The organism is Burkholderia orbicola, assembly GCF_900100915.1.
Classification (GTDB): domain Bacteria; phylum Pseudomonadota; class Gammaproteobacteria; order Burkholderiales; family Burkholderiaceae; genus Burkholderia; species Burkholderia orbicola.
Genome location: NZ_FNKW01000001.1, coordinates 2,690,102 through 2,709,236 on the forward strand (window position 1 = coordinate 2,690,102; position 19,135 = coordinate 2,709,236).

Consider the following 19,135-nt stretch of genomic DNA (forward strand, 5'->3'; position numbering starts at 1 on the left):
GCTGCGGTTTGCTTCTTGCCACGAACGCGAATCCGCTGGCGCATCAGCACCGCTTGACATCGAACACTGCACGGCCGCTTCCGCGCGGCCGGGCATGACGCCCGGCCCGGCCTCACGCCACTTACGAATACGGAATTCAGATGGACGACAATACTTCCGATCTCTTTGCCAGCCCCGACGCGCCCGAGAGCGACGCGCTGACGCTCGGCAACTACGCGGAGCAGGCGTATCTCAGCTACGCGGTCAGCGTCGTGAAGAGCCGCGCGCTGCCCGACGTGTGCGACGGCCAGAAGCCGGTGCAGCGCCGGATCCTGTTCGCGATGAACGAAATGGGCCTGGGGCCCGACGCGAAGCCGGTGAAGTCGGCGCGCGTGGTCGGCGACGTGCTCGGTAAATACCACCCGCACGGCGACCAGTCGGCATACGACGCGCTCGTGCGGCTCGCGCAGGATTTCTCGCTGCGCTACCCGCTGATCGACGGGCAGGGCAACTTCGGCTCACGCGACGGCGACGGCGCGGCGGCGATGCGTTACACGGAAGCGCGCCTCACGCCGATCGCGAAGCTGCTGCTCGACGAGATCGACCAGGGCACGGTCGACTTCATGCCGAACTACGACGGCTCGTTCGAAGAGCCGAAGACGCTGCCGAGCCGCATGCCGTTCGTGCTGCTGAACGGCGCGTCGGGCATCGCGGTCGGCCTCGCCACCGAAATCCCGTCGCACAACCTGCGCGAAGTCGCGGCGGCGGCGGTCGCGTTGATCCGCAATCCGAAGCTCACGCACGCGGAGCTGATGAACCTGATTCCCGGCCCGGATTTCCCCGGCGGCGGCCAGATCATCTCGAGCGACACCGAAATCGCGGCGGCGTACGAAACGGGCCGCGGCAGCCTGAAGGTGCGCGCGAAATGGAAGATCGAGGATCTCGCGCGCGGCCAGTGGCAGCTCGTCGTGACCGAGCTGCCGCCGAGCACGTCGGGCCAGAAGGTGCTCGAAGAAATCGAGGAACTGACCAACCCGAAGCTCAAGCTCGGCAAGAAGACGCTGACGCCCGAACAGCTCAACACGAAGAAGGCGATGCTCGACCTGCTCGACGCGGTGCGCGACGAGTCGGGCAAGGAAGCGGCGGTGCGGCTCGTGTTCGAGCCGAAGTCGCGCACGATCGACCAGACGGAATTCGTGAACACGCTGCTCGCGTACACGAGCCTCGAATCGAACGCGACGCTGAACCTCGTGATGATCGGCGCCGACGGCCGGCCGGGCCAGAAGGGCCTGCTGACGATCCTCGACGAATGGGTGAAATTCCGCCAGCTGACGATGACGCGCCGGTGCCGCCATCGTCTCGCGAAGGTCGACGACCGCATCCACATCCTCGAAGGGCGGATGATCGTCTTCCTGAACATCGACGAGGTGATCCGCATCATCCGCGAGTCGGACGAGCCGAAGGCCGCGCTGATGAGCGCGTTCGGCCTCAGCGAGCGGCAGGCCGAGGACATCCTCGAAATCCGCCTGCGCCAGCTCGCGCGGCTCGAGAAGATCAAGATCGAGAAGGAACTCGACGCGCTGCGCGACGAAAAGGCGAAGCTCGAGGAACTGCTCGCGAACGAAAGCGCGATGAAGCGGCTGATGATCAAGGAGATCGAGGCCGATGCGAAGCAGTACGGCGACGATCGCCGCACGCTGATCCAGCAGGAAAAGCGCGCGACGTTCGAGGCGAAGGTGGTCGACGAGCCGGTGACGGTCGTCGTGTCGCAGAAGGGCTGGGTGCGTGCGCTGAAGGGCCACGGGCTCGATCCGGCCGGCTTCACGTTCAAGGCGGGCGACCACCTGTACGCGGCGTTCCAGTGCCGCACGCCGGATCGCCTGATCGCGTGGGGCAGCAGCGGCCGCGTGTATTCGGTCGACGTGTCGGTGCTGCCGGGCGGGCGCGGCGACGGCGTGCCGGTCACGTCGCTGATCGAGCTCGAATCGGGCTCGCACCTGATGCACTACTACGCGGCGCCGGCCGACCAGCAACTGCTGCTCGCGTCGAGCAACGGCTTCGGCTTCCTCGCGAAGGTCGGCGACATGGTGAGCCGCCTGAAGGCCGGCAAGTCGTTCATGACGATCGATGCGGGTGCGGTGCCGCTCGCGCCGATGCCGGTGCTGCCGAACGCGACGCAGGTCGCGTGCCTGTCGAGCGGCGGGCGCTTGCTGGTGTTCGGGATGGACGAGATGAAGACGCTGTCCGGCGGCGGGCGCGGCGTGATCCTGATGGCGCTCGACGACAAGGAAACGCTCGTGCAGGCACTCGCGATCGATCCGTCCGGCGTCGTGCTGATCGGCACTGGCCGCGGCGGCAAGGTGCAGGACGACACGCTGTCGTATGCCGGGCTCGCGCCGCACATCGGCAAGCGCGCCCGCAAAGGCCGCGCGCCGGACACGAAGCTCAAGGTCGTCACCGAGTTGCGTCCGCTGCTCGGCTGACGCCGCGCGGTCGATCGGGTCGCCCGGTTCATCCGGTTCATTCGGTTCGGCCGCGATCGAAGGCCGCACGTCCGCTTCGGCAGGCGGGCGGCTTTTTCTTTTCTGGCTGGTGGATTCGGGTAAGCAAGCGTGGCGCTGTCACGCGGAATTTGCAAAATAGTGTGAAATCGCTCTGAGGGTCCGAACCGCCGCGCGGCTGGCGAGTCGAACGTCGCTTGATGCCGCGTGCGACGCGGCCGTTCGCTGCACCCCATTCATCACAGGATCGTCCCCATGTCCCACGCCGTTGCCGTCGCGCTGTTTCTTCACCTGCTGGCCGTCGCCGTGTGGGTGGGCGGGATGGTCTTCGCGCACTTCTGCCTGCGCCCCGCACTGTCCGACCTGTCGCCGCAGCTGCGGCTGCCGCTGATCGAAGGCGTGTTCGGCCGCTTCTTCAACTGGGTTTCAGGGGCCGTGATCGTGATCCTGCTGTCCGGCGGCTTCCTGCTGACGAGCTTCGGCGGCGCGCATGCGACGTGGTCGCTGCACGCGATGGCCGGGCTCGGCGTCGTGATGATGTTGATCTTCGGGCACATCCGCTTCGCGCTGTTCCCGCGCATTCGCCGTGCGGTGCAGGCGCAGAACTGGCCGGACGGCGCGCGCGCGGTGAACGCGGTGCGCCTGCTCGTCGTCGTGAACCTCGTGCTCGGCGTCGTCACGATCGGCGCGGCCGTGCTGTCGCGCGGTTTCTGACCGGCTGGCGCCAGCCCTCAGCCCTCCGTCCCTGGCAGGCTCGACGGCACACGCGCCGCTACGCGGCCAGCATCGCGTCGAGCAGCCATGACCCGGCCGGCCCGAGCGGCCGGTTGCGCGACCAGACCGCATCCACCCGCACGCGGCGCGGCCAGCCGCGCGCATGCAGCTCGCACAGGCGGTCGCGCGCGAAGTGCTCGACCATCCAGCGCGGCAGTTCCGCCCAGCCGAACCCCAGCACCGCCATCTCCAGCAGCATCAGGTAGCTCGGCGCGAGCCAGTGCTGCGTGCCGACGACGATCCGGTCGTCGGTGCCGCGGCCTTCCGTTTTCACGTAGGTATTGAGTCGCAGTTCGCGCACGTCGCGCAGCGCCGCGTGCGGCACCTCGGCGTCGCCATATGCGGTGAGCGCGTGCGTGCGGCCGACGAACAGCCCGATCTCCGATTCCTCCGCCACGGTCGCCGCGCCGATATCGGCCGGGTAGGTCGCGCGCGCGGCCATCAGCCCGAGTTGCGCGCGGCCTTGCTGGATCAGGTCGAGGACGTCGTCGTGCTCGGCGATCTGGCATTCGAGCTCGAGCGCCGGAAAGCGCCGTTCGAGCGCCATCAACGTCTCTTCGTAGCGCTTCGACTGGTACGTATCGGAGACGACGAGCGTGAGCCGCGCTTCCTCGCCGTGCGCGAGCCGGGCGGCCGTGCGGTCGATCGCCGCGCTGGCCTCGAGCGCGCGCTGCACGTGCGGCAGCAGCGCGCGGCCGGCGTCGGTGAGCGTCGGCGCGCGCGTCGAGCGATCGAACAACTGCACGCCGAGATCGATTTCGAGATTCGCGATCGCTTCCGATACGGTCGACTGGCGCTTGCCGAGCTTGCGTGCGGCGGCCGTAAACGAGCCGAGCAGCGCCGCTTCGGCGAATGCGAGCAGGGCTTCCGGGGCGTGGTGCAAGCAGGGCTCCTGGCAGCGTTATATCGGTAAAACCGATGATATTAAACTGGTTTCATACGGTTGTGCCGATCAAAATGGCCGACATGGATCAGGTAACGCATTGGAGCGAATCATGAAACGGATCAACAAAACGGTGACGGAACGGCTGCTGCACGCGCTGACGTTCGAACTGGTGGCGATCGCGCTGTGCGCGCCGATCGGCGCATGGCTGCTCGACATGCCGGTATCGCACGTCGGCGTGCTGACGGTGATGGTGTCGCTGATCGCGATGGCGTGGAACATGACGTTCAACACGCTGTTCGACCGCTTCGAGCGCCGGGCCGGGTTGTCGCGCACGCTCGGCATGCGGGTGGCGCACGCGGTGACGTTCGAGCTGGGCCTCGTCGCGATGGTGGTGCCGGTTGCCGCGTGGTGGCTGAACGTGAGCCTCGTCGAGGCGTTGCTGCTCGACCTCGGTATCGTGCTGTTCTTCCTGCCTTACACGTTCTGCTTCAACCTCGCGTACGACGCGCTGCGCGCCCGCTGGATGGCACGCCGGGTTACGGTGCAGGCAGGTTGAGCGGGTGAGGCGGACCAGACCGGACAGGGCGACGGCCGGCGCCCGTCAGCGCGCGGCCCACAGCCACACGCTGCACACCACGGCGACCGCGCCGTACACGGCATAGACAGGCACCTTGAAGCGCGTGAAGCACAGCGTGGCGAACGCGCCCGTCAGCCAGTAAACCGGGTCGGCCGGCTCTCGATGCAGGATTTTCACGACGGCGACCACGAGAAAGCCGGTCGTCGCCGCGCGCAGCAGGCGCATCCCGTGTTCGAAGCGCGAATGGCGCTTGAGCCGGAGCAAATGGTTCTGCGCAAACACGACAAGGCATCCCGACGGAATGAACAGCGCGGCGGTGGCGAGCAGCGCGCCGACCCAGCCGTCGGTCAGATAGCCGAGAAACGGCACCACGTTCAGCAACGGCCCCGGCGCGACCGGCGACAGCGCGAACGCCAGCGTGAAGTCGTGATCGGAGATGCCGGTCGCCGGTGAGACGAACAGCGTCTTGAGCACCGGCAGCGCGGAGAAGCCGCCGCCGAACAGCGTCATGCCGGCACCCGCGAGGCGCGGCCATAGCAATTCCGCCTGGTAATCGCCGGGTAGCGGCACCGCGAACAGCACGACGAGCACGCCGAGCAGCACGAGCAGGGTGCGGTCGCGCTTCGACAGCGTGAAATCGACCGTGTCGCGCTGCGGCGGCCCCGTCAGCCAGCCGGCTGCAAACGCGGCGAACAGAATCCCGACGAAAGCAGCCGGACTATGCGCGAAAGCGAGCAGAATCGTCGATAGCGCGGCGATCGCCTGTTCGAGTCGCGTGCGCGCGAGCGAGCGCACCTGCTTGACCCACGTGACGCCGATCAGCGCGGCGAGCACCATGCCGAAGTGATTGATCAGCATCGGCGCGGCAAGCGAGCGCACGAGCGGCGTCTGATAGAAGATCGCGAACAGCGTCATCAGGATCGAGAACGGCAGCACGCTCGCAATGCCGGCGACCCACGCGCCGGCACGGCCATGCAGCGTCTGGCCGACCTGCACGGCGACGTTGCAGCCGACGGGGCCCGGGACGAGCCACGCGAGCGCGACGAGATCGCCGAAGACGTGCGGCTCGATGCGCCGCAGCCGCTCCACGTAATGGCGTTCGAGTTGCGCCATCATAGAAAGCCCGCCCCACGAAACGGCCGAAATGCCGGCGACGACCTTGAACAAGGCCCATAGGGATGCCGGTGCCTCTTCGACACGCGCGGTCGCTTCGACTTCGACGGTTGTCATGATTGTGTGGTGGCGCAGGGCCAGATCTCTCGCGTATGGCCGTGCCGGCGGCCCGCCGACACGTCGGCCCTCCCGATTGTCCGCTGCGCATCATGACACTGCCATGCGCGAAAACGCTAGTTAATGAACTGAGCGATCGGATCGGAAAACGAAATAATTGCGGCGTCGCACAACGCGCGCCCACCTGCAGCAGGGGGGGCGCTCAGGCGCCCGTGCTGCCGGTCGCGCGATGCGCGACGACATTCGGATGCTCGCCGCGCACGCCGAAGCGGGCGATCAGCGCGGGAATCGCATCGGCCGGCACCGGGCGCGAGAACAGGAAGCCCTGCGCCTCGATTTCGCCGAGCGCGGACAGCCACGTGATCTGCTCCTCGGTCTCCGTGCCCTCGACGACGACGGTCAGCCCGAGCGAGCGCGCGAGATGCACGATCGACGACACCATCACGCACACGCTGCGGTCGTTCGGAATCGCCTGCACGAACGAGCGGTCGACCTTCAGCGTATCGACGGAGAAGCGGTGCAGGTACGACAGCGATGAATAGCCGGTGCCGAAATCGTCGAGCGCGATCCGGATGCCGAGCTTTTTCAGCGCGACGATCTTCTCGGACACGAGTTCCGGATATTCCATCATCGCGGTCTCGGTGATCTCGATCTCGAGCCGGTTCGCGGGGATGCCGGTGTCCTGCAGCGCCTGCGAGATCGTCTCGATCAGGTCGCCGCGCCAGAACTGCACGGGCGAGATGTTGACCGCGAGCGTCAGCGTGTCGTGGCCTTCGTCGCGCCAGCGCGCGATCTGCTCGCACGCGGTGCGGATCACGAAGTCGCCGATCGGCACGATCAGGCCGGTCGATTCGGCGATCGAAATGAATTCGTTCGCGGAGATGACGCCGTGCTCGGGGTGATCCCAGCGTGCGAGCGCCTCGAAGCCGGTGATGGTGCGGTGCGTGAGGTCGATCTTCGGCTGGTACGCGAGGAACAGCTGCCCCTCGGCGAGCGCGACGCGCAATTGCTGTTCCCAGCGCATCAAGTGGTCGGCGCGGTGCGACAGGTGCGGCGCATAGAACTGGTAGCAGTTCTTGCCGGCGTCCTTCGCGCTGTACATCGCGAGGTCGGCCTTTTTCAGCAGGTCGATCTCGCTTTCGTTCGCGACGGTGTGCAGCGCGATGCCGATGCTCGCATGCAGCACGAACGAACTGCCGCGCACGTCGAACGGCTCGCCGAACATCCGGATGATCGCTTCCGCGAGCCGTACCGCGCGCCGCTCGACGTCGTCGCCCTTCATCACGACGACGAACTCGTCGCCGCCGATGCGCGCGAGCGAGCCTTCGTCGCCGACCGCATCGGCCAGGCGCGACGCGGTCATCTGCAGCACGATGTCGCCGGCGTTGTGGCCGAGCGTGTCGTTGACGGTCTTGAAGTTGTCGAGATCGATGAACAGCAGGCCGAGCCGCGACAGGCTCGCGGGCATCGACACGTCGTTGCGCAGCCCGCGCAGCGTCGCATAGCGGTTCGCGAGGCCGGTGAGCAGGTCGTATTCGGCGAGCTGCGTCATTTCGCGCTCGCGGCCGAGCAGCTTGCCGATCAGGCCCGTCGCGACGCCGAAGAACGCGAGCATCGCGAGCGTGATGAAGCTCGTCATCAGCAGGTAGACGTTGCGCGTGTGGGTGTAGTCCGCGAACTCTTCCGTCTGCGACAGCCCGACCATCACTGCGAGCGGGTAGCCGTCGAGGTGGCGGTACGACACGATGCGCGTCACGCCGTCGATCGGATCGATGATCGTGCCCGTCACGCGCTCGGCGATCGGGTAGACGCCCGACGCCGAAAACGCGCCCGGCGCGTTGCTCACCGAGCCCGTGCGCCGCGCGAGCACCGCGCCCGTGTCGGACACGACCGCGATCACGCCTTCCTTGCCGATGGCCGCGTTGTTGTAGAAATCGTTCGTGAAGTAGCTCGGGTCTTCCGACACCACGACGATGCCCGCGAAGCTGCCGTCCGGGTTGTTCAGGCGCCGCGTCATCTGCAGCGTCCAGTGGCTCGACACGCGGCCGAGCACGGGCTTGCTGATGAAGAGGCGGTCGTCGTTGTGCGCGAGGTGGACCTTGAAGTGCTCGCGGTCGGACAGGTTGATCGGCTGCGGATGAAGTTCGGCGGTGTTCGCGAACAGGATGCCCTTCGCGTTGACGAGCGAGACCTGGATCAGCGTGTCGCTCGGCACGACGCCTTTCTCGACGGCGCTCGCGAGATTGAAGCGCGCCGGCGATTTCTCGAATTCGAACTTGACGAAGCGGGTGATCTGGTCGACCTGGTGGATCGCCTTGACCGTATGCTGCTCGAGCGCGGACGACAGGATCGCCGCGGAGGCCGCCGCTTCCTTGTACGCGCTGTCCTTTTCGACGGACAGACGCGCGATGATCACGGCCCATAGCAGCGCGAGCGCCAGCATCCCGAGCAGCGGGATGGCGAACAGCGCACGCCGGCGCGACTTGCGCGGCGCGCGCAGCGGCCGGTTCGGCGGCGTGTGGTTGGACCGGGCGGAGCTCATCGAAGAGGGCGGCGTCCTGCTCGCGTGCGCCATCCGTCTGGATGGCCGGCTATGGTTCGGATTGTCCCGACGTCTGTTCGTTCGCGGGACGCGCAACCATGGACAGACCTCCGAAACAACGGATTAGGCCCGATATTACTGGCTGGAACGTTTTTGCGATAGTTGGGCAAAGCGTAGGGCGCCGGACGAGCCGGCGCCATCGCACATCGCGAAATGTCAGTCGGGTGACCGGAACGTGCCGTCGACGACCGTGACGACGTGGCCGCCGATCCAGGTCGTGCCGTCGTCGTCGTAGCTGACGAAGATGCGGCCGTCGCGGCCGATCGCCGTGCCCTGGCGGGCCGTATACGATTGGCCGGGGCGGCGTTCCTGGCGCGTCAGCAGCCCCGCGAGTGCGGCGTTCGCGCTGCCGGTGACGGGGTCCTCGCCGGGCGTGCCGAACTGGCCGCCCGTCATCAGGCAGCGGATCTCGAACGTCGCGGGGCCGCCTTCGGCGTGCGGCGCATAGGCGGCGAGGCCGTCCACGCCGTAGCGGTGGGTCAGTGCCGCCAGCGCGGCCGGATCGGGCGACAGGCCGATGCACGCGTCGGCCGACTTCAGCCGCGCGACCAGCCACGGTGCGCCGTTGTCCACCGCGCACGGCTCGGCATCGAGGTCGAGCGCGTCGCTGCGCAGCGCGGCGGCCAGTACCGCGTAGTCCGAACGGTCGAGCGGCGTGACGCGTGCCGGCGGCGCGGCGAACGCCCAGCGGCCGCCCTGCTCGCGCAGCGCGACCCGGCCGACCCCGCACTGCTGGATCAGCCGGCCCGGCATGCGCGGCCGCGCGCCGCTTTCCAGGAACGCATGCGCGGTGCCGAGCGTCGGGTGGCCGGCGAACGGCAGTTCGCCGCCGGTCGTGAAGATCCGCACGCGATAGTCGGCTTCCGGATCGGTCGGCGTGCAGAGGAACGTCGTTTCCGACAGGTTCGTCCAGCGGGCGATCTCGAGCATGGCGTCGTCGCCGAGCGAATCGGCGTCGAACACCACGGCAAGCGGATTGCCTTTGAACGGCACCGACGTGAACACGTCGACCTGCTTGAAGCGAACGAGACGACCGGGCATCGCGCTGCGCCCGTTACGCGACTTCGGCGATCAGTTCGATCTCGACGCACGCGCCGAGCGGGATCTGCGCGACGCCGAATGCCGAACGCGCATGCTTGCCCGCGTCGCCGAACACTTCGGCGATCAGCTCCGACGCGCCGTTCGTCACGACGTGCTGTTCGGTGAAGTCGAGCGTCGAGTTGACGAGGCTCATCAGCTTGACGATGCGCGTGACCTTGTTCAGGTCGCCGGTGTGCGCGTGCAGCGTCGCGAGCAGGTCGATCGCGATCGAGCGGGCGGCGGCCTTGCCGTCTTCCGTTTGCAGATCCGCGCCGAGCTTGCCGGCCCAGACCTTGCCGTCCTTCTTCGCGATGTGGCCCGACAGGTAGACCGTGTTGCCGCTTTGCGCGCTCATCACGTAGGCGGCGGCCGGGGCGCCGGCGGTCGGGAGCTCGATGCCGAGCGACTTCAGTTTGTCGTAGACGTTAGCCATGTGTTCGATTCCTCGTAGAGAGTCGTGACAGGAAAAAAGGGGATCAGAGGCGCTCGCGCAGCAGCTTGCCGAGGCGCGCGACGCCTTCCTCGATCTTCTCGGGCGGCACCGTCACGAACGACAGGCGCAGCGTGTTCTGCTGCGCGTTCTCCGCGAAGAACGGCGCGCCCGGCACGAAGGCGACGTGGTTGTCGACGGCCGCGGCGAGCAGCTTCATGCTGTCGATCTGCGCGGGCAGGTTCACCCAGATGAACATCCCGCCTTCCGGACGGTTCCACGTGACGCCTGCCGGCATGTGGCGCGTGAGCGCGCCGAGCATCGCGTCGCACTGCGCGCTGTACAGCTCGCGGATCGTCGGGATGTGCTCGTCGAGGAAGCCGTCCTTGATCACTTCGTGCGCGATGCGCTGCGTGAGCGTCGGCGTGTGCAGGTCGGTGGCCTGCTTGGCCTGCACGAGCTTGAAGTGGAGTTCCTCGGGCGCGATGATGTAGCCGATCCGCAGGCCCGGCGCGAGCACCTTCGAGAACGTGCCGAGATGCACGACGTGGTCGGGCGCCATCGACAGCATCGTCGGCAGCGGCTCGCCCTGGTAGTTCAGCGCGCCGTACGGATCGTCCTCCAGCACCGGGAACGGGCTCGTCTGCGCGAACGCGGCGAGCGCACGGCGGCGCTCGACGGGCAGGCGGCGGCCGGTCGGGTTCTGGAAGTTCGGCTGCGCATACAGCAGGCGCGCGCCTTGCGTGAGTTCGGGCGTGAGGCCTTCCGGCAGCAGGCCCTGCTCGTCGGTCGGCACCTGCACGTAGCGCGGCTCGTACAGCGAGAACGATTGCAGCGCGCCGAGGTAGGTCGGGGTTTCGACCAGGATCGGGCTGTTCGGGTCGATCAGCGCCTTGCCGAGCAGGTCGAGGGCCTGCTGCGAGCCGGTCGTGATCAGCACCTGCGACACGCGCACGCTGTAGCGCTCGGCGATCCACTCGCGCAGCGGCAGGTAGCCTTCGGTCGCGCTGTACTGGAGCGCGGCGGCCGGCGCATCGCGCAGCACGCGGTCGGCGGCGGCGCGCATGCGTTCGGCCGGGAACGTCGCGGGGGCGGGCAGGCCGCCGGCGAACGAGATGACCTCGGGGCGTTCCGTGACCTTCAGGATCTCGCGGATCGCCGAGCTCGTCAGCTTGCGGGCGCGTTCGGAAAGCTGCCAGTGCGGCGGATGCAGGTCGCTCGGATTCATAGTCTCCTCGTTCGGATATCGTGGTCAGTCAAGAAAGGTCGATCAGGCGGATCGCTTCGACGCCGCCGGGTGGGCGAGCGCGAGCACGATGGCGCCTTCGCGGCTGGGTGGGCACGGCCAGTCAGGCGAAACCGATCAGGCAAAACGTCCATTATGGCGCACCTCATCAGCCGGCGCGAGCGGGGCGCGGCGCCGTGGCGACCGCCGAGCGGCGCCCGAGCACCACGGTCGCGATCACGGCGGCGGCGAACAGCCACGTCGACGACGTGACCGTTTCGCCGAACAGCAGCGCGGAAAAGGCGATCGTGAAGAAAATCTGCAGCAGTTGCACCTGGCCGACGCGCGCGGTGCCGCCCATCGCGAGCCCCGCATACCAGGCGAAAAAGCCGATGAATTGCGAAAAGAGGGTCACGTAGCCGAACGCGAGCCAGGTGCGCGGCGCGAGTGGCCCCGGATGCGCGGCGTGCTGCATCCATGCGAGCCAGCCGACCGGCAGCACGAGGAACGGCGCCGACACGACGAGCGCCCAGCAGATCACCTGCCAGCCGCCGATCTGGCGCGCGAGGCGCGCGCCTTCCGCATAGCCGAGCGCGCCGATACCGACTGCGACGAGCATCAGCGCGTCGCCAGCCTGCACGGTGCCGCCGCCGTCACGTAGCGCGAACGCGATCACGAGCGCGCTGCCGGCCACCGCGCTGGCCCAGAATGCCTTCGACGGCCGCTCGTGCGACAGCCACGCCGCGTACAGCGCGACGAACAACGGCTGCAATCCGTTGACCACCGCGCCGTGCGAGGCCGGCACCGATTTCATCGCCCACGCCGAGAACACCGGGTACGCGATGATCACGCCGGCCGACGTGATCGCGAGGCTTTTCAGTTGCGCGCGGGTCGGCAGCCGCTCGCGGCGCCACCACAGCAGCAGGCCGGCCGGCACGGCGGCGGCGAGCGCGCGGCCGAGCCCGTTGAGCAGCGGGTTGAGTTCGGATACGACGATCCGCGTCATCGGCAGCGTCAGGCTGAAGATCATCACGCCGATGAGGCCGAGCAGCATGCCCCGGGTTTCGCGCGAATTCATGTCGTGGGTGTCTCCGTATTGGCGAGGTGCGTATGGTGTGACGAGCAGGGCGGCCGCGCGTGCGGCGTCAGCGCAGCGTGCGCGGGCCCTGCGGCGTGTCGAATTCGGCGACCAGCGCCGGCGGACCGTCGGTGGCTTCGACGTCGAGCAGGTGGGCGGCGCCGAGCCAGTCGAGTTGCGCGCGGATCGTATCCGCGCGTGGATGGGCGCCCTTGAGCACTTTCAGCGCGATGCCGTCGGCCGGCAGCGATTCGGCCGGATGGCGCGGGCTGTCCCACTGGATCAGCGACGGCACGAGGCCGTCGCCCGCACCCTGCCACGCGGGGAAGCTGCCGTCGTCGGGCACCGTGAGGCCCCAGCTCAGATCGCCGCGCCGCATCGCGACGACGGGCGCGATGCGGGCCGGATACTGGCGCTGCCACAGCGCAAGCTGGCGCGGGCGGTCGACGCGCGCGACCCAGTGCGCGAGAAACGGGCCCTGCTGCGCGAGCCGCGCCTGGATCGCCGGATCGTCGAGCCCGAACAGCCGCGCACGAGGCGGTTTTGCACCGTCTTCCGGCGCGGGCGCGTCGGGGTCGATCGCGATCACTTCGAGATAGAGCCCGCCCCACGCGCCGAACAGCGCATTGTGGGTCCGCATCAGCGGGTGGCGGCCGCCGCCGGCCGGTTCGATGCCGAGTGCATCGGTGACATGGCGCACGCCTTCGTCGAGGGTGCGCGCGGCAATCACGAGATGGTCGAGTGTCAGGGAGCGGGCTGGCATGAGGGTCGGTCGGAAAGCGAAAGTGTCAGGGTAGGCGAACGGCGTGCCGGGCGGGGGCTGCACCGGCCGGCGCACCGCTCGCGAGGCGCCTCGGCGTGCACTGCGCCACGTGCGGCGGGCCGGAACGGCGGCCGCACGATCGCCATTCCGGTCAACTGTAATCGTCGCTACCGGCACAGTAACGGTACAATCGGCGCGATAGCCTTCGGTACAGTTGGAGCCTGCCGCCCATGTCCACCGTCCCCCTCGCCCAGATTCCCGCGCCGCACGACACGGCCACGCTCACGCTCGTCGACCAGCTGGTCCAGTGGGCGCGGCGGCGCATCGACGAACGCGTGTTCCGTCCCGGCATGCGCATGCCGTCGATCCGCAAGCTCGCGCTCGACAAGAGCGTGTCGCGCTTCACCGTCGTCGAGGCCTACGAGCGTCTCGTCGCGCAGGGCTACCTCGACTCGCGGCGCGGCTCCGGCTTCTACGTGCGCGAGCGCACCGGCGCCGGCCCGCAGCCGGCCGATGGCGTCGCGCGCGTGGCCGAGGCCGCGCCCGTGCACAACACGATCGACGTCGTCTGGCTGCTGCGCAACATGCTGCACACGGTCAGCCCGGAGAAGGGCCCGGGCCTCGGCTACCTGCCGGGCCGCTGGCTCGACGGCGAGCTGATCACCGGCGCGCTGCGCGCGCTCGGGCGCCAGTCGGGCGCGCAGATGCTCGGCTTCGGCACCGCGCAGGGTTTCCTGCCGCTGCGCCAGCAACTGCAGACGCGCCTCGCCGAAGTCGAGATCGGCGCGAAGCCCGAACAGATCGTGCTGGTGTCGGGCATCACGCAGGCGATCGACCTGATCTCGCGGATCTACATGCGCCCGGGCGATGCGGTGATCGTCGGCGATCCGGCGTGGTTCCAGATGTTCGGCCGTTTCGCGGCGCAGGGCGCGCAACTCGTCGGGATGCCGTATACGCCCGACGGCCCCGACCTCGACGCGCTCGAAACCCTGGTGCAGATGTGGCGGCCGAAGATGCTCGTGATCAACTCGGTGCTGCAGAACCCGACCGGCACGTCGCTGTCGGCCGCGCAGGCGTTCCGGATCCTGAAGCTCGCGGAGGCCTACGACTTCCTCGTCGTCGAGGACGACGTGTACGGCGACCTGTGTCCGCCCAGCTATCCGGCCACGCGCCTCGCGAGCCTCGACCAGTTGAAGCGCGTGATCTATCTCGGCAGCTATTCGAAGACGCTCGCCGCGAACCTGCGGGTCGGCTACGTGGCCTGCGCGCCGGAGATCGCGAAGGCCATCACCGACCAGAAGATGCTGGTCGGGATGACCACGCCCGAGCTCAACGAGCGCGTGCTGTACAAGATCCTGACCGAAGGGCATTACCGGCGCCATGTCGAGCGGCTGCGCGCGCGGCTCGACGGCGTGCGCGACAAGACCGCGCGGATGCTCGAGCGCACGGGGCTCGGGCTCTTCACGATGCCGGCGGCCGGGATGTTCCTGTGGGCCGACACGGGCGTCGATTCGGACGCGCTCGCGGCGGTCGCGCACGAAGCCGGCTTCCTGCTGACGCCCGGCAGCCTGTTCTCGCCGCAGCAGTCGCCGTCCACGTGGATGCGCTTCAACGTCGCGAACTGCGGCGATCCGGCGCTGCCGGGGCTGCTGGCGGGCTATATCGACTCGGCGGTGCGGCGCGCGTCGTGACGCGGCGCGGCAGGCCGGCTCTTGAAATGGCGCGTGCCGTCCCCAGATACGCGCGCAAACCGCCGGCGCCAGGCGGTCGTCCCAGAGGGGGCCGTCCCGAACGGGCCGCCCCAACCCGGTTGTCCCAACCGGGCGTCCTTCACGGGTCCGCCGGCATCGCGCGCCGGGCGCCGGCGTCACCCTTTTCAGTTCAAGTAAGAGGAAACAGCATCCATGGCACACGAAACGATGAGCTTTCAGGCAGAGGTCAAGCAACTCCTCCACCTGATGATCCATTCGCTCTACAGCAACAAGGAAATCTTCCTGCGCGAACTGGTGTCGAATGCGTCCGACGCGGCCGACAAGCTGCGTTTCGAAGGGCTCGCGGACAACGCGCTGTACGAGAACGATCCGAACCTGCGCATCCGCATCGGCTACGACAAGGCCGCCCGCACGATCACGATCGACGACAACGGCATCGGCATGAGCCGCGACGAGGCGATCGCGAACCTCGGCACGATCGCGCGTTCGGGCACCAAGGAATTCTTCACGAAGCTGTCGGGCGACCAGCAGAAGGACGCGGCGCTGATCGGCCAGTTCGGCGTGGGCTTCTACTCGGGCTTCATCGTCGCCGACAAGATCACCGTCGAAACGCGTCGCGCGGGCCTGCCGGCGAACGAAGCCGTGCGTTGGGAAAGCGCGGGCGAGGGCGATTTCACGATCGACGCGATCGAGCGCGCGCAACGCGGCACGACGATCACGCTGCACCTGCGCGAAGGCGAGGACGACCTGCTGTCGTCGCACCGCCTGAAGTCGATCATCCAGAAGTATTCCGACCACATCGCGCTGCCGATCCTGATGCGCAAGGAAGAGTGGGATCAGGAAAAGGGCGAGATGGTCCTGAAGGACGAGGACGAAACCATCAACCAGGCGAGCGCGCTGTGGACGCGTTCGAAGAGCGACGTCACCGACGAGCAGTACACGCAGTTCTACCAGCACATCGCGCACGATCACCAGGACCCGCTCACGTGGACGCACAACCGCGTCGAGGGCCGCAGCGAATACACGCAGCTGCTGTTCGTGCCCGCGCACGCGCCGTTCGACCTGTGGAACCGCGACTATCGCGGCGGCCTGAAGCTGTACGTGAAGCGCGTGTTCATCATGGACGACGCCGAACAGCTGCTGCCGCAATACCTGCGCTTCGTGAAGGGTGTGGTCGATTCGGCCGACCTGCCGCTGAACGTGTCGCGTGAAATCCTGCAGGAAAGCCGCGACGTGAAGGCGATCCGCGAAGGCGTGACCAAGCGCGCGCTGTCGATGCTCGAGGAGCTCGCGAATGCGGAAGACGATGCCGGCAAGGAGAAGTACAAGACGTTCTGGGGCGCGTTCGGCCAGGTGCTGAAGGAAGGCCTCGGCGAGGATCACGCGAACCGCGAGCGCATCGCGAAGCTGCTTCGCTTCGCATCGACGCATGGCGACACCGACGCGCAGGACGTGTCGCTCGCCGACTACGTGTCGCGCATGAAGCCCGAGCAGAGCAAGATCTACTACGTGACCGCCGATACGTGGCAGGCCGCGAAGAACAGCCCGCATCTGGAGGTGTTCCGCAAGAAGGGTGTCGAGGTGCTGCTGCTGACCGATCGCGTCGACGAATGGATGCTGTCGTTCCTGCATGAATTCGACGGCAAGCCGCTCGCCAGCGTGGCCCGCGGCGACCTCGATCTCGGCGAGCTGAACGACGAGGAGAAGAAGGCGCAGGAGCAGGCCGGCGAGGCGATCAAGCCGGTCGTCGAGAAGATGAAGGAAGCGCTCGGCGACAAGGTGAAGGAAGTGCGCGTCACGTTCCGCCTGACCGATTCGCCGTCGTGCCTCGTCGCGGACGACAACGACATGAGCGGCTACCTGCAGCGGATGCTGAAGGCGGCCGGCCAGAACGCGCCGGCGATGCAGCCGATCCTCGAGATCAATCCCGAGCACGCGCTCGTGAAGCAACTGAACGCCGACAGCGCCGATTTCGGCGACTGGTGCCATCTGCTGTTCGATCAGGCGCTGCTGGCCGAAGGCGGCATGCTCGACGATCCGGCGAGCTTCGTGAAGCGGACCAACGCGCTGCTGCTGTCGCGCGCCGCGTGAACGCGCGCATGCGATTCGACGGTGGGCAGGCCGGCTGGCGCGAGACGCCACGGCCTGGCTGCACGCTCGACCAGCGCGACTGGCTGACGCGCGGCGGATCGCTGACCGCGCACCTCGCGCGGCTCGGCCGCGTGAACGTGCGGGTGACGCGCGAGGCCGTCGACCGCCCGTGGTTCGACGAGCCGGACGCGCTCGCCAGTTCGCCGCGCGCGCCGATGTGGGTGCGCGAGGTGATCCTGTCGGTCGACGGCATGCCGTACGTCGCCGCGCACAGCATCGCGCCGCTCGCGGCCAGCAAGGGCGTGTGGCAGGCGATGCGGCGGCTGCGCACGCGACCGCTCGCGGAGCTGCTGTACAGCGATCCGCAGGTCGAGCGCTCGGCGCTCGTGAGCCGGCGCGTGATCGCCGGCCATCCGCTGTATGCGCTCGCGAGCCATGCATTGCTGGGCGCGCGGGCGCCGCATGCGTTCGTCGCGCGACGCTCGGTGTTCCAGCGTCACGGCAAGCCGCTGATGGTCACCGAGTGCATGCTGCCGGCGCTGTGGCGCCACCTCGATGCGCACGGCGACGGGCCGCGGTCCGTCGGGTCGCACGGAGGCGCGTGATGCTGCAAGGGTTTCCGCCGGTCGTCGCGCCGAATACGCACACGATGATCCTCGGCAGCTTTCCGGGCGAGGCGTCGCTCGACGCCGCGCAGTACTACGCGCATCCGCGCAACCAGTTCTGGCGGCTGCTCGGCGCGGTGCTCGGCGAGCCGTCGCTGCATGAGCTGCCGTACGACGCGCGGCTCGAGCGCGTGCTGTCGCACGGCATCGGCATCTGGGACGTGCTCGATGCGTGCCATCGTCAGGGCAGCCTCGATTCCGCGATCAGGAACGCGAAGCCGAACGACTTCGATTCGCTGCGCGAGCATGCGCCGTTGCTGAAGCGCGTGTGCTTCAACGGCAAGACGGCGGGGCGGTTCGCCGACGTGATCGGCCAGGCTGGGTACGAGACGCTCGTGCTGCCTTCGTCGAGCCCGGCGAACGCGATGCTGTCGTTCGAGCAGAAGCTGGTGCTTTGGCGCGGGATTCGCGCCTGAAACTCGTTGGATTCAGAGTATCCCGCGAAGCAGTATCAGGTGGACGGCAGCAGGCGGTCGAGTAGAGATACGGTTTCAATGAGTTCAGCAGTGAGCCGAACCAACTCGGCGGTCAGACTCGCTGGAAGATCTATGTTGCCCTCGTATTCGGCCGCATTGCGCCTGCGATGGCAGGTGTCGAGCACGCGCCATTTTTCGGTCGGCCAGCCGATCGTGTGTTCGAGACACTGAAAGACCAGATATCGGTCGTCGCTCCGGTATCCGTGAGCCCGTAACGCAGCACGTGACGCGGCGTGAGCGGCATCGTAGGCGAGGATGAACTGGCTCTCCGTCGCCATTCCGTTACTGCTTGTGACGGTATCGAGCAAGGTTCGAGCGAGGCCGAGCAGATGCTCGAATTCGCCGCGGTTCGCCGGAAGGGGTTTGAGTTTTCCGATGCGTACGAGGTTATCCAATGCGGTCAATGTCGTCCTCGGTTCCGATAATCATCAGCTTCGGTTGGCGCAGCACTTCCGCGAGGAACGGATGACTTTTGCGTTTCCGTTCGAGAAATTCCTCGTGAGTATATTGTGTGATCTGGACCGAGCGGCCGAGCTGTCTTTCAGCCGATTCGAGTGCGGCCATGATTTGTCCATAGCTGAGCGTCTCACTGACCAACATGACATCGACGTCGCTACCGGCGTGGTCGCTGCCTTGGGCAACCGAACCGTATACAAAGGCGAGTTGTATCTCTGAGGTCAGCGGTGACAGCGCTTCGCGGAGCACCTCGACGACCCCGAAGGTTTTGAGGACGATGAGACGCAGCTCACTGAAAATGGGGCTGCCGGCAAACGCTCGCACCTGTTTGAGATTGGCGATGCGTCGAGTTTCGATGAGGCCACCTTTTTCGAGACGATTCAGTTCTCGCTGGACGCTGGCACTACCGAGACTGGTCAGCCGGATCAACTCTTTGACGTGAAACCACTGTTCGGGCTGCCCAAACAGGCAGGCCAGAATGGGTTGCTGTGCGCTGGAAAAGAGGGCGTCGCCGAGCTTTGTCATAAGCCGTGATATTAGCACGATCGAGCCAAAATTTAGCACGATCGAGCCAAATTTAAGCTCGATGAGCGACCGTTCGGCGGATCTA

General features: G+C 67.3%; 17 protein-coding genes. 7 read left to right on the forward strand and 10 right to left on the reverse strand.

All coding sequences use genetic code 11. The features are described from left to right. Positions 1-140: 140 nt before the first annotated feature. Positions 141-2,462 carry a DNA topoisomerase IV subunit A gene (parC, locus tag BLS50_RS12875; RefSeq protein WP_074802366.1) on the forward strand — a complete coding sequence of 774 codons (2,322 nt, stop codon included), beginning with the start codon at positions 141-143 and terminating at the stop codon, positions 2,460-2,462. 273 nt (positions 2,463-2,735) lie between these two features. Further along, the gene (locus BLS50_RS12880; protein ID WP_006487629.1) at positions 2,736-3,194 is read left to right on the forward strand and encodes a CopD family protein; all 459 of its coding nucleotides are present in this window, start codon (positions 2,736-2,738) and stop codon (positions 3,192-3,194) included. A gap of 58 nt (positions 3,195-3,252) precedes the next feature. On the opposite strand, the gene BLS50_RS12885 is transcribed toward BLS50_RS12880, so the two are convergent. Then, complete coding sequence (locus tag BLS50_RS12885) at positions 3,253-4,137, reverse strand: LysR family transcriptional regulator (protein WP_074802367.1); 885 nt, start codon at positions 4,135-4,137, stop codon at positions 3,253-3,255. A 112-nt stretch (positions 4,138-4,249) separates the two neighbouring features. Between BLS50_RS12885 and BLS50_RS12890 the strand changes: the two genes are divergently transcribed. Then, complete coding sequence (locus tag BLS50_RS12890) at positions 4,250-4,696, forward strand: multidrug/biocide efflux PACE transporter (RefSeq protein WP_074802805.1); 447 nt, start codon at positions 4,250-4,252, stop codon at positions 4,694-4,696. A 45-nt stretch (positions 4,697-4,741) separates the two neighbouring features. Here the strand turns inward: BLS50_RS12890 and BLS50_RS12895 are convergent, their stop codons facing one another. The 7 genes from BLS50_RS12895 to BLS50_RS12930 all read right to left on the reverse strand — a co-directional run bounded on the left by BLS50_RS12895 (position 4,742) and on the right by BLS50_RS12930 (position 13,125). Continuing rightward, on the reverse strand, positions 4,742-5,947 hold the full coding sequence (locus BLS50_RS12895; protein ID WP_027813797.1) for a chromate transporter: 1,206 nt from the start codon (positions 5,945-5,947) through the stop codon (positions 4,742-4,744). Between the two features lie 202 nt (positions 5,948-6,149). After that, complete coding sequence (locus BLS50_RS12900; RefSeq protein WP_027813796.1) at positions 6,150-8,489, reverse strand: bifunctional diguanylate cyclase/phosphodiesterase; 2,340 nt, start codon at positions 8,487-8,489, stop codon at positions 6,150-6,152. Positions 8,490-8,705: 216 nt separating this feature from the next. Then, positions 8,706-9,590 (reverse strand): PhzF family phenazine biosynthesis protein, encoded by an 885-nt coding sequence (locus BLS50_RS12910; RefSeq protein WP_074802368.1) that lies wholly within the window; start codon positions 9,588-9,590, stop codon positions 8,706-8,708. 13 nt (positions 9,591-9,603) lie between these two features. Next, positions 9,604-10,062 (reverse strand): RidA family protein, encoded by a 459-nt coding sequence (locus tag BLS50_RS12915; RefSeq protein ID WP_006478174.1) that lies wholly within the window; start codon positions 10,060-10,062, stop codon positions 9,604-9,606. 43 nt (positions 10,063-10,105) lie between these two features. Next, positions 10,106-11,287, reverse strand: coding sequence for an aminotransferase-like domain-containing protein (locus tag BLS50_RS12920; RefSeq protein WP_006478175.1), 1,182 nt, complete (start codon positions 11,285-11,287; stop codon positions 10,106-10,108). 166 nt (positions 11,288-11,453) lie between these two features. After that, positions 11,454-12,362, reverse strand: coding sequence for a DMT family transporter (locus BLS50_RS12925; protein ID WP_012328960.1), 909 nt, complete (start codon positions 12,360-12,362; stop codon positions 11,454-11,456). A gap of 67 nt (positions 12,363-12,429) precedes the next feature. Then, positions 12,430-13,125 (reverse strand): VOC family protein, encoded by a 696-nt coding sequence (locus BLS50_RS12930; RefSeq protein WP_074802369.1) that lies wholly within the window; start codon positions 13,123-13,125, stop codon positions 12,430-12,432. Between the two features lie 230 nt (positions 13,126-13,355). On the opposite strand from BLS50_RS12930, the gene BLS50_RS12935 reads away from it, so the two are divergent. From BLS50_RS12935 to BLS50_RS12950, 4 genes are all read left to right on the forward strand, one after another. Then, positions 13,356-14,816, forward strand: a complete 1,461-nt coding sequence (locus BLS50_RS12935; protein WP_027806654.1) for an aminotransferase-like domain-containing protein — start codon at positions 13,356-13,358, stop codon at positions 14,814-14,816. A gap of 213 nt (positions 14,817-15,029) precedes the next feature. Continuing rightward, a complete protein-coding gene (htpG, locus tag BLS50_RS12940; protein ID WP_074802370.1) occupies positions 15,030-16,928 on the forward strand; it encodes a molecular chaperone HtpG in 1,899 nt (632 codons plus the stop codon). Positions 16,929-16,936: 8 nt separating this feature from the next. Beyond that, positions 16,937-17,533: a chorismate--pyruvate lyase family protein gene (locus tag BLS50_RS12945; protein ID WP_074802806.1), complete on the forward strand. Its 597-nt coding sequence runs from the start codon at positions 16,937-16,939 to the stop codon at positions 17,531-17,533. Then, positions 17,533-18,009: a DNA-deoxyinosine glycosylase gene (locus BLS50_RS12950; protein WP_012328956.1), complete on the forward strand. Its 477-nt coding sequence runs from the start codon at positions 17,533-17,535 to the stop codon at positions 18,007-18,009. The genes BLS50_RS12945 and BLS50_RS12950 overlap by 1 nt, the downstream gene beginning before the upstream one ends. A 35-nt stretch (positions 18,010-18,044) precedes the next feature. On the opposite strand, the gene BLS50_RS12955 is transcribed toward BLS50_RS12950, so the two are convergent. Continuing rightward, entirely contained in the window at positions 18,045-18,464 is a 420-nt protein-coding gene (locus tag BLS50_RS12955; RefSeq protein WP_256333998.1) for a hypothetical protein, read from the reverse strand. Further along, entirely contained in the window at positions 18,457-19,050 is a 594-nt protein-coding gene (locus tag BLS50_RS12960) for a nucleotidyltransferase domain-containing protein (RefSeq protein WP_074802372.1), read from the reverse strand. Before BLS50_RS12960 ends, BLS50_RS12955 begins: the two co-directional genes overlap by 8 nt. Between the last annotated feature and the right edge of the window lie 85 nt (positions 19,051-19,135).